9 protein-coding genes and 1 pseudogene are annotated in these 10843 nt (G+C 70.6%); 9 read left to right on the plus strand and 1 reads right to left on the minus strand.

Annotation, left to right across the window (positions count from 1 at the left end):
- A pseudogene (locus tag ABT009_RS46900) lies at positions 1-170 on the plus strand (LacI family transcriptional regulator); the annotation flags it as partial.
- Positions 171-527: 357 nt separating this feature from the next.
- On the opposite strand, the gene ABT009_RS46905 reads toward ABT009_RS46900, so the two are convergent.
- Positions 528-1241, minus strand: coding sequence for a GntR family transcriptional regulator (locus ABT009_RS46905; protein ID WP_351309446.1), 714 nt, complete (start codon positions 1239-1241; stop codon positions 528-530).
- A 300-nt stretch (positions 1242-1541) separates the two neighbouring features.
- On the opposite strand from ABT009_RS46905, the gene manD reads away from it, so the two are divergent.
- The 8 genes from manD to ABT009_RS46945 all read left to right on the plus strand — a co-directional run.
- Positions 1542-2750 (plus strand): D-mannonate dehydratase ManD, encoded by a 1209-nt coding sequence (gene manD / locus ABT009_RS46910; protein ID WP_351309449.1) that lies wholly within the window; start codon positions 1542-1544, stop codon positions 2748-2750.
- Positions 2747-4198: a mannitol dehydrogenase family protein gene (locus ABT009_RS46915; RefSeq protein ID WP_351309452.1), complete on the plus strand. Its 1452-nt coding sequence runs from the start codon at positions 2747-2749 to the stop codon at positions 4196-4198. Before manD ends, ABT009_RS46915 begins: the two co-directional genes overlap by 4 nt.
- Before the next feature lie 80 nt (positions 4199-4278).
- Positions 4279-5673, plus strand: coding sequence for an MFS transporter (locus ABT009_RS46920; protein WP_351309455.1), 1395 nt, complete (start codon positions 4279-4281; stop codon positions 5671-5673).
- A complete protein-coding gene (locus ABT009_RS46925; protein ID WP_351309458.1) occupies positions 5670-6725 on the plus strand; it encodes an L-idonate 5-dehydrogenase in 1056 nt (351 codons plus the stop codon). The genes ABT009_RS46920 and ABT009_RS46925 overlap by 4 nt, the downstream gene beginning before the upstream one ends.
- Positions 6726-6799: 74 nt before the next feature.
- The gene (locus ABT009_RS46930; protein WP_351309461.1) at positions 6800-7837 is read left to right on the plus strand and encodes a sugar kinase; all 1038 of its coding nucleotides are present in this window, start codon (positions 6800-6802) and stop codon (positions 7835-7837) included.
- A gap of 46 nt (positions 7838-7883) precedes the next feature.
- A complete protein-coding gene (locus ABT009_RS46935; protein ID WP_351309464.1) occupies positions 7884-8570 on the plus strand; it encodes a bifunctional 4-hydroxy-2-oxoglutarate aldolase/2-dehydro-3-deoxy-phosphogluconate aldolase in 687 nt (228 codons plus the stop codon).
- Between the two features lie 17 nt (positions 8571-8587).
- The gene (locus tag ABT009_RS46940; protein WP_351309467.1) at positions 8588-8794 is read left to right on the plus strand and encodes a DUF2470 domain-containing protein; all 207 of its coding nucleotides are present in this window, start codon (positions 8588-8590) and stop codon (positions 8792-8794) included.
- Positions 8795-9064: 270 nt separating this feature from the next.
- The coding region (locus ABT009_RS46945) for a PQQ-binding-like beta-propeller repeat protein (RefSeq protein WP_351309470.1) at positions 9065-10843 on the plus strand (1779 nt) is incomplete at its 3' end.

Genomic DNA, 10843 nt, shown 5'->3' on the forward strand with positions numbered 1-10843 from the left:
GCCGCATCGGCACCGCAGTAGTGCAACTCCTCATCGACGCCATCGAAGGCCTCGATTCCGACCAACCGGTCGAGCAGGTGATACCGACAGAACTCTTCGTCCGGTCCTCCTCCCAGCGGCGGCAGCCACGCCCCATGGTCAACCCACCCCGCTCCCCCGGCCCGGGATAGGCAGTGACCGTCGGCGTAGTGGCGCGGAGCGCGGAGTGCGCACCAAACCCGCCGGTCAGGCTTGCCCGGCGCAGAAGAACGCCGCGGTCGGCGGGCTGTGAGGAGGTGACACGGCGCGTGAACCAAGATGACTGCCGTGCTTCAGCAGATTCTGGCACGGTCGGGCGGCCGGGCGGTCATTTGCCACTGCTCGGCGGGGAGCGTGGCTATCTGCCCCTCGGCGACTGACAGGCGACGGTGGGCGAGCTGATCCGGGGCGCCCATGTGGTGCTGCTGCCCCCCTTTCGTGCACGACGCGCCAAGAGCCCCCGGAACTCGCAGTGTCGGCTACGGTCGAGGCAGCCCTCTCATGCTCGGTTACTCCCAGAACACGACGTTGCGTCGTACCGGTACCGTCGAGGGGTCGGTAGCGAACAGTTCGGGCGAGTGCGCGCGGATGCGTTCGATGTCGCTGAAGACTGCCCGCAGGTGGGTGCGCATGGCGGTGCGAGCAAGCGGGACGTCCCCGCTGACGACCGCGTCAAAGATTTCGTGGTGCTGGGCGGCGAACACGGCTGGGGAGACGTTCTCGTGGAGGCCGAGGCGCCTGGCCCGGTCCAGGTGTCCCTTGGCCGCGGCGACGGTGGTCCAGGCATTGCCGTGGCCGCTCAGCCGCATCAGGCCCTCGTGAAACGCCTCGTCCAGCTCGAAGAACTCCTCCAGGCCGAGGTCCACACGCTGCTGGCGTTCCAGGTTGCCGCGCAGTTCCTCCACGGCCGCGGCGTCGAGCTGCGCTGGCAGATCCTCCAGTGAGGCGAGTTCGACGGCCTCTCGCAGGAACTGTGCGTCGGCGACCTGCGCCGGATCCACCCGGGAAACGAACGACCCGATCTTCGGAAACACCTGCACGAGACCCTCCTGGGCCAGCAGGATCAGGCTCTCCCGTACCGGGGTGCGACTCACGCCCAGTGACGCCGCGAGTTCGTTTTCCGACAGCGCGGTGCCCGGGGCGAGTTCGAGGGTCAGGACCATCTGACGCAACTTGATGTAGATCGCGCGCCGACTCGTCCGCCGCCCGTTTGATTGAGCCATGCGCCCATCGTATCGGTGGGCGCGGAGCCCATCGGCGCCTCCGCCGGTCCCGCTCCCGCCTTCCCGCCGCGTGGCCCGTGCGGCAGGCGATCTGGGTGACCATGCCTTTGAGCTGCGACACCGTCGCGGGGCCCCACAGGTAAAACATGACGACGCGAGTATTGCCGTACTGCACGACAAGTGCTTGTATACAAGTACTTCACGACAGCGACTGTCCCGATTGGTCCGTACGATTCCTCGGTCCGTCGACGAGTGCCCGCGCGGTGGAGTCGTCGCACGAAGCCGTAAGGAGAACCACCTGTGAGCAAGATCGAGCGCGTCGACGTGTTCGTCGCATCTCCCGGGCGCACGTTCGTCACGCTGCGCATCACCACGACGGACGGCGTGACCGGACTCGGTGACGCCACCCTCAACGGCCGCGAGCTGGCCGTCGCCGCCTATCTGCGCGACCACGTGGTCCCGCTGCTGATCGGCAAGGACCCCGCCCGCATCGAGGACATGTGGCAGTACCTGTACAAGGGGGCGTACTGGCGGCGCGGGCCCGTCACCATGACGGCGATCGCCGCCGTCGACACCGCGCTGTGGGACATCAAGGGCAAGACCGCCGGACTGCCCGTCTACCAGCTCCTCGGCGGACGGTCCCGCGACGGTGTCCTCGTCTACTCGCATGCCAGCGGCACCGACGTGCCCTCGCTGCTGGACGACGTCGAGCGCTACTTGGAGCTGGGCTACAAGGCCGTCCGGGCCCAGGCCGCGGTGCCCGACGTCGGCGGCACCTACGGTGTCCGCAAGGGAAAGGTCTACGAGCCGGCCGCCACCGACCTGCCCGACGAGCAGCCCTGGGACACCGAGGCCTATCTGGGCTTCGCCCCCACCTACCTCGCGGCGGTGCGGGAGCGCTTCGGATTCGGCTTCCACCTCCTGCACGACGTGCACCACCGGCTCACCCCGATCGAGGCGGGCAGGTTCGGCAAGAGCGTCGAGGACTGCAGGCTGTTCTGGATGGAGGACCCGACACCGGCCGAGAACCAGGAGGCCTTCCGGCTCATCCGCCAACACACCACGACGCCGATCGCGGTCGGCGAGGTGATGAACTCGATCTGGGACGTCCAGCACCTGATCACCGAACAGCTCATCGACTACGTACGCACGACCGTCGTCCACGCGGGCGGCATCACCCACCTGCGGCGGATCTTCGACCTTGCCGCGCTCTACCAGGTGCGGACCGGCTCCCACGGCGCGACCGACCTCTCCCCCGTCAGCATGGCCGCCGCCGTGCACCTCGACATCACCGTGCCGAATTTCGGCATCCAGGAGCACATGGGTCACCCCGACGAAGCCGCCGAGGTGTTCCGCACCGGCGTCGCGTTCGCCGACGGCATGCTCTATCCCTCCGAGGAGCCGGGCCTAGGCGTCGAGTACGACGAGAAGGCGGCGGAACGCTTTCCCTACCAGCGGCGCTATCTCCCAGTCGCGCGCCGTCTCGACGGCTCGGTGCACGACTGGTGAGCACCGCCGGCCTCCCCAAGCTTGACCGCACGGTGCTCTCCCGGCTCGCGCCCGAGCAGCGTCCCGCGGCCGACCCCGCCGAACTACGCACCCGCGTCCTCCACTTCGGCCTGGGCGCCTTCCACCGGGCACACCAGGCGGTCTACACCGAGAACGCCTCCGCCCGGTCCGGTGAACCCTGGGGCATCACCGCCGTCGCACCCCGAGCGATGGAGACCGTACGCGCCCTGCGGGCCCAGGACTGCCTCTACTCGCTCACCGAACGCCGCCCGGGTGGCAGCGTGTCCCGTGTTGTGGGCGCGGTCACCGACGCGCTGGCCATGGGCCCGGACGCCACGGCCGTGGACGCGCTGCTGTCCGACCCGGAGGTGACGGTGGTGACCCTGACCGTCACGGAGAAGGGCTACCACCGATCCCCCCTGACCGGCGGACTGGACACGGCTGCGCCGCCGGTCGCCGCCGACCTGGCGGCATCCACCGGTGGCTCTCTCACGACGGTGATCGGACGCCTGGCCGCCGGACTGGCCGCGCGGATGCGCATGGGCGCACCCCCGGTCAGCGTCGTGTCCTGCGACAACATGGCGGGCAATGGCGCCGCGCTGGGCCGGGTCGTCCGCGACTTCGTCCGTGCCTCCGGCTGGCCGGACCGCGCGGAGATCCTGGACCGGATGGCCGAAGCCGTCGCTTTCCCCGCGACGGTCGTGGACCGGATCGTGCCTGCGACCAGCAGCGCCGACAAGGCGGCAGCCGCCGCCGTGCTGGGTGTGCACGATGCCGCCCCCGTCGCGGGTGAGCCCTACCGGCAGTGGGTCCTGGAGGACTCGTTCGCCACCGCGCGGCCGCCCTGGGAACTGGACGGCGCCCTGTTCGTCCCGGACGTCGCGCCCTACCAGCTCACCAAATTGCGACTGCTCAACGGTTCCCACTCGGCCCTGGCCTACCTCGGTACGGCCGCGGGCCACACCACGATCGCCGACAGCATGGCGGCCGGCTGGGGCGAGCGTCTCGTCCGGGCGCTGTGCGCGGAGGTCGCCCCCACCCTCCCCGCAGGCGGTCCCGATCCGGGCGCGTACGCCGACGATCTCGTCGTACGTTTCCGCAATCCCGCGATGCACCACCTACTGCGGCAGATCGGGTCCGACGGATCGCTGAAGATCACGGAGCGCTGGTTGCCCGCCCTGCGCACGCTGCGCTCACGTGGCACGAGCACCCCGGTGCTCGAACTCGCCCTCGCCGCCTGGGTGCACGGCACCCGCCGGGCCGACACCCTCTCCGACCCCGCGGCCGACGCACTCGCCGCCTGCTGGAGGCCCGTGACCCGCCCCGCCCAGACGGTACGCGCGCTGCTGCGCGTCCTCGGCGCGAGGGACCTGGCGGACGACGACGCCCTCACCACCGCCGTCGCGAACCGGCTCCCCGCTCTGCGGGCCGGCCGCGTCGAGATCTGAACCCACTTCGCCCAGCCCCCGACACTCCGCTCACCCAGCCTCCTGACACTCCCCACCGTCCCCGAACAACGGAGTTCACGATGAAGGACAGCGCCATAACCGCGCAGCAGGCGCACCCAGTGCAGCGCACCACACGCGATCTGACCCGAGCCGCCGTCTCGGGCTGGCTCGGCACGGCCATGGAGTTCATGGACTTCCAGCTGTACTCGCTGGCCGCCGCGATCGTCTTCAACAAGATCTTCTTCCCGGACGTCAGCCCCGCCATCGGGCTGATCGCCGCGATGGCCACGTACGGCGTCGGATACGTCGCCCGGCTCGCCGGTGCCGTCTACTTCGGGCGGATGGGCGACCGGATCGGCCGCAAGAAGGTCCTGTACCTCACCATCCTGCTGATGGGCGCCTCCACCACCCTCATCGGCGCCCTGCCCACGTATGCCACGATCGGCATCCTCGCGCCCGTCCTGCTCGTCGCGCTGCGGCTCATCCAGGGCTTCGGCGCCGGTGCCGAGATCGCCGGGGCCACTGTGCTGCTCGCCGAGTACGCCCCCGTCCGACGGCGCGGTCTGGTCTCCTCGCTGGTGTCGCTCGGCACGAACTCCGGAACCCTTGCCGCCTCCGGACTGTGGGCCGTCCTGCTCGCCGTACTGAGCGAGCAGCAACTGCTCTCCTGGGGCTGGCGGCTGCCCTTCCTGCTGAGCTTCGCGCTGATGTTCTTCGCCGTCTGGTTGCGCCGCGGCCTCAAGGAGAGCCCTGTCTTCGAGGAGCGGCCCGACGTGGTGGACGGGGTGGCGCTGGCTCGTGACGAGGTCGAGTCCGCCATCGCCGTAGCCGATGAGCACCGGGGCGACGTCCTGGCAGCGGGCATCCGCCAGCGCAAGGGCAAGGCGTTCTTCCTCGCACTGGGTCTGCGCTTCGGCCAGGCGGGCAACTCCGGGCTGATCCAGACATTCCTCGTCGGCTACATCGCCACCAACCTCGCGGTCGGACGGTCCGTGCCCACGGACGCGATCGTGTACGGCTCGCTGGTCGGCTTCGCCACCGTGCCGGTGGTCGGTCTGCTCGGAGACCGCTACGGACGCCGCGCGCTCTACCTCGCCCTCACACTGCTGACCATCGCCGTTGCCTTCCCGGTGATGCTCCTCATCACCTCCGGCTCGACCCCGGGCCTGATGCTCGGCATGGTGCTCGGTCTGAACGTCGGTGTCCTCGGTCTGTTCTCGCTGGAGAGTGTGACGATGGCCGAACTCTTCGGCTCCCGCACCCGTTTCACCCAGCTCGCGCTCGCCAAGGAGATCGGCGGCATCCTCGCCACCGCGATCGGCCCGGTCCTGGCGGCAACACTCACGGCCGTCACCGGCAGCTGGTGGCCCATCGCGGCAATGCTCATCGTCTACTCGCTCATCACCATGGTCAGCGCGTTCCTCGCACCCGAAACGCGCGGACGCGACCTGGTCCGGCTGGAGGACGCCGTATGAGGGCGGTCGTGGTGCACGGTCCCGGCGACGTACGCATCGATGAACGTGCCCGACCAGTACCGGGCAGGGGCGAGGTGCTCCTGGCGCTGGAGTGGGGAGGGATCTGCGGTTCCGACATCGCCTACTGGAAGACAGGGGCATCCGGTACAGCCAAACTCGCGCACCCGCTGGTGCTCGGTCACGAAGTCGCGGGCCGGATCGCCGCACTCGGCGACGGCGTCACCGGCCTCGCCGAAGGACAGCCGGTCACCGTCCACCCGGCGCAACTGGTCGGCGACGGCGCCCTGCCGAAGAGGATCTCCGGACGCACCAACCTCTACCCCCGTGTCCGCTACTTCGGCTCGGCAGCCTTCGACCCGCACACCGACGGAGGGTTCAGCGAGTACCGCACCGTCCGCGCGGCCCAGATCCGGCCGCTGCCGGACGGCGTCGACACCGAGCAAGGCGCCCTGGCCGAACCTCTGGCCGTCGCCCTGCACGCTGTCCGCCGGGTCCCCGAGCTGAGCGGCAGAACCGTTCTGGTCAACGGCGCCGGACCGATCGGCTCCCTGGTCGTCGCCGCTGCCAGGTACCACGGGGCGGCCACCGTCGTCGCCGCCGACCTCACCGCATCCTCACTCGCCATCGCCCGCTCCATGGGCGCCGACGAGACCCGCGACATCTCCCGCGGTGACGACCTGCCCGAGGATGTGGACGTCGTCTTCGAGGCGTCCGGCTCACCCGCCGCCCTCGGGCCGGCGCTGCGGGCCACGGCCCGCGGCGGCACACTCGTCCAGGTCGGCAACCTGCCCGGGACCGCCGCGTCCGCCGTCCTCGGGGACCTGGTGACCCGCGAGATCACCTGGATCGGCTCCTACCGCTTCGTCGAGGAGATCGACGACGCCCTGCACGCCCTGCGCGACGGCCTCGACGTGACACCACTGATCACCCACCGCTTCCCACTGGAGCAGGCGGAGGAGGCACTGGCCGTCGCCGCTGACCCGAGGAGCGGCAGCAGCAAGGTCATGCTGCGCCTGGCCCGCGCGATGCCCGGGCACGCGCCCAGCGCCTGACCCGCAACGGGCCGAGCACGCCCTGCCCACGCCTCCCGGACTCGTCCCACACGCCATCCGTCAGGAGTATCCCTTTGCCCTTGCAAGCCCCGCCCCGTCCCGCCGCCGAACAGGAGCAGACGGCCGACGTCGTGTGCATCGGCGAGACCATGTCCGTCCTCAGCCCACCAGATGCCCGCCCGCTCGCCGAACAGGCCACGCTCAGGGTGGCCATCGGCGGTGCCGAGTCCAACGTCGCCTGCGGTCTGGCCGGTCTCGGTCACCGCGCCGCATGGCTGAGCCGCCTGGGCGACGATCCGTTCGCGCGCCGCATCCTGGCGGAACTCACCGCGCGCGGAGTGGATGTGAGCGGTGTCGAGACCGACCCGGCCCGCCCGACCGGGGTCTACTTCAAGGACCCTGGCCCCGACCGTACGCAGACGCACTACTACCGCAGCGGATCGGCCGCCACACTGATGGGACCGGACCTGGCCCGGCTGCCCGCACTACACCGCGCCCGCATCGTGCATCTGTCGGGCATCGCCGCGGCTCTCTCCGACAGCTGCGCCCAGCTGCTGGAGGCAATACTCGTCCGCCGCACCACCGGCCAGGGCGTCGAAGGAGATGGCCGGCCCGGCGATGCACCGGCCATCTCCTTCGACGTCAACCACCGCCCCGCGCTCTGGCGCGAGAGCACCACGGACGCCGCTCGGAGCCTGCTGGCACTCGCCCGCGCCGCCGACATCGTGTTCGTCGGACGGGACGAGGCCGAAGCCCTATGGGGCACCGCCCACCCGGACGACATAGCGGCCCTGCTCCAACCCGCGCCGACCGTCGTCGTCAAGGACGCCGAGCACGGAGCTACTTCCTACAGCGGCGGCACCCGGACGTTCGTCCCCGCACTGCCCACCAAAGTGGTCGAACCGGTCGGCGCCGGCGACGCCTTCGCGGCCGGCTACCTGACGGGAGTACTCGAGAACCGCGACGAACGGTCCCGGCTGCGCCTTGGCCACCTGGCGGCCTGCGCCGCGCTCCGAACCAGAGACGACGTTCCCGCCATGCCGCCGCGCTCGGAGACGGACCGTTACCTCGCCCTGGACGACGCCGACTGGGCCGCGACGGCACCGCGGTGAGGAAGCCGGCACGCCGACCCCACCACGCCGAAGGAGAACCCCTCACATGACCGCCGACTTCCTCGGCCAACTGTCGAAGGACCGTGTGATCGCCGTTGTACGGGCACCGAAGATACCCGACGCCGCAGCGCTGTGCGAGGCGCTGCGCGCGGGCGGCATCCAATGGATCGAGTTCACCCACACCACGCCCGGCGTCGCCGCGCACCTGCGCCGCGCGGTGGCCGACGGCCACGACGGCGTCGGCGCGGGCACGGTGCTCACCGCTTCGCAGGCCGCGGAGCTGATCGACGCCGGCGCCCAGTACCTGGTCACCCCCGGCTGCCGTCCGGACGTTGCGAAGGCAGCAGCCGCGGCCAAAGTGCCCGTCGTCATGGGCGCCCTCTCTCCGACGGAGGTCGGGCTCGCACTCGACCTCGGCGCGGACGCCGTGAAAATCTTCCCCGCGCGCGCTTTCGGCCCTCGGTATCTCCAGGACCTGGCCGGCCCCTTCCCGGACGTACCGCTGGTGGCCTCGGGCGGCGTGAACGCGGACAACGCGGCCGGTTTCCTCACGGCCGGTGCGCTCGCGGTATGTGCCGGCTCGGAAGTCGTACCGCCCTCCGTGGTAGCCGCCGGTGACTGGCCCGAGATCACCCGACGCGCCCGCGTGTTCACCGAGTCGCTGCAAACCGCCTTCCCTGACCTGTCGGGTTCCAGAACTCGGGCCGGGTCTGTCACCAGCAGCAGTTGGTAGCGCACCGGCCCCGGGTTGTGCCGCCCGAACCACGACACGGTGCGCGGACGGCACAACCGGTACGGCTTGACCGGCTCGGCATTGTCCTGCGGCTTGAGTCGCCCGGCTGCAATCACGATGTTCGGCTGAGCTTCCCGACGCCGGCCGGCGACCTGGAGCAGCTGAACGCATGCCTGGATGCCTTGCTCGACCAAGCCCGCCACGGTCGGCGACCATCACATTGACCGCCCCCTAGCCCCTCGCGTGCCGTCGCACGAGGCCCGGGGGCGTGCCGGGGCGGACTGGAACGTCGCCTCTACCTGGACCGGGCTGTTGCTCGCCGCAGCGGTCCAGCGCGGGTGGCGCGCGCGGAGAACGGCATGCCGCAGCGGGCGACGCTGTCCTCCGCGGTCACCGCGGAGGCGTGGAACCCCGCTTCTCGTGGACAAGCGCTTTCATCCACCCCGTCCCGGAATGGGGCATTCCCGGCTAACCTGCTCCAAGGGGGAAACCGTATGGTCGAGAAGATACGGGCGGAGCAGTCACAACAAGGCCAAGGGTGGGGGCCGTTCGTCCTCGCGGCCACCGTAGCGCTCGCCGCCGCCGCTGTCGCCGCCCCCTGGACCCCGTGGTCAGACGAGGGCTTCGGGCACGCGCCGTGGTGGGTGTGGGGTCCGCTGATGGGCGCGGTGGTGCTGTTGGTGGCGGGGTTAGGGGAACGGAGGTACACGGCGTGGGCCGGGGCGACCGGCGGCGCTGCCGTGGTGGCGGGCGTCGTGAGCTTTCTGGCCTGGCCGCGCGAGAAGGTCGTCCTGGACGGGCGGACGGACGATCAGATCCGTGCCCGGCCCTGGTTCGAGGACGTTCCGCCTGAGGAGTGGCACAGACTGTACGCGGCCGAGCCGCCGGCCGCTCCGCTCGCCTGTGCCCTTGCCGCTGCCGTGGTGGTAATGCTGTGCGGCGTGGTGCTGGTCCGCCGCCGACGTCCGGAACCGGATCCCGAGGAGTACGTACGTCCGTATGTCACCGGGGACTCGATGCGGCGGCACGCCCGCCGGATGATGGCGGCCGGGCTGGCCGGAGTGCTCGTGGGCGGGTTGCTGGGGGCGGGCACCGCCGCGGGAGCGAGCGGGCTCCAGCGGGAGCGGATGGATGCGTTCGGGCCCTGGTGGGCGCAGCTCGCCGACTCCGCGCCGGTGCCGGAGGGCAGTCTCGACGACGGCTCCTTCGAATGGGACGGGAAGGAGCGGTTCGACCACTTGCCGCAGCGGCCGGACCGCGTGGCGTGGCGGCACGACTTCAAGGGACCGGTGGCCCTCAGCATGTGCGGCCGCGGCGATCGGGCGCGCGGCACGCTCGTCGCGCTGGAGGAGTCGGAACAGCATTCCGTAGTTGCGGGGTACGACACGCGGGACGGCAGCCGACGGTGGTCCCTCGCCGTGCGCCGTCAGGACACCGCAGCGCTGAGCCAGGTGGCGGTCGGCGAAGGGTGCTCCGTGCTGGTGTTGATCGGCACCGCCCTGCTGGCCGTCGACGCCTACACGGGGCAGGTGCGGGGCGGTTCGGTGCTCCCACGGGCCCGTGAGGGGGCATGGCACTTCATCACACTGGCCCCTCAGGAGCATCCGCTGCCGCGGCTCGTCGTCCTGGCCGAGGCGGATTACGCGCATCTGACGGCCTGGGAGGACGGGATCTTGGCCGTACGGCGCAGCGATGCCGAGCCTGTGGCCTGGGCCGCCCGCAGGTACGGAACCTGCACCCATCTCATCGGCTATTACCGCAACGAGCCCGAATCCGGGCAGCTGCTCATGGACGACTGTGCGGACCACTCCGCCGTCGCCACCCTCCCCGAGCCCGAGGCCCCGGAAGAGCTGCAAGCGAACCGACGCCCGGAATACCGGCTTCCGCCCCTGCAACCGCTACTTTCCCGGGCAGAAACGCCCGTTCCCGATCCTCCTCGGGGCTGCCGGAGCAGCCCCTTGCGCCTGGTGTCGGCCTCGGTCACCACCTTGGTGGAGACGGAGTGGGAATGCGCCGGTAAGGCGTACCGGGCACGGATCGACCTCTCGGACAAGGAGAACACGCTCGACCAGAAGTGGGTGAGGTCACCGGTGGCAGATGCGGCGCCCGACGCTACGTTCATCAGCAGCGAGGGGGTCCACCATCTGCTGGAGGCATGGGGGGACACCGTCACCTTCGCGGCCGTGAGCGGCCGGGCTTGTGTGCCCGGTCGTTCACACCTTGTCGCGCTCCCGACTGCCCCCTACGACAGGACGGTCACGGGTCGCATCTCC

Origin of the sequence: Streptomyces sp. NPDC002896 (assembly GCF_040295225.1) — a bacterium.
Taxonomy (GTDB): Bacteria; Actinomycetota; Actinomycetes; order Streptomycetales; family Streptomycetaceae; genus Streptomyces.

What these genes read in the sequence shown, in the direction of transcription:
- ABT009_RS46935 (WP_351309464.1), top strand. Translation starts at nt 7,884, where the DNA reads ATGACCGCCGACTTCCTCGGCCAACTGTCGAAGGACCGTGTGATCGCC.
- ABT009_RS46905 (WP_351309446.1), bottom strand. Translation starts at nt 1,241, where the DNA reads ATGGCTCAATCAAACGGGCGGCGGACGAGTCGGCGCGCGATCTACATC.
- ABT009_RS46925 (WP_351309458.1), top strand. Translation starts at nt 5,670, where the DNA reads ATGAGGGCGGTCGTGGTGCACGGTCCCGGCGACGTACGCATCGATGAA.
- ABT009_RS46920 (WP_351309455.1), top strand. Translation starts at nt 4,279, where the DNA reads ATGAAGGACAGCGCCATAACCGCGCAGCAGGCGCACCCAGTGCAGCGC.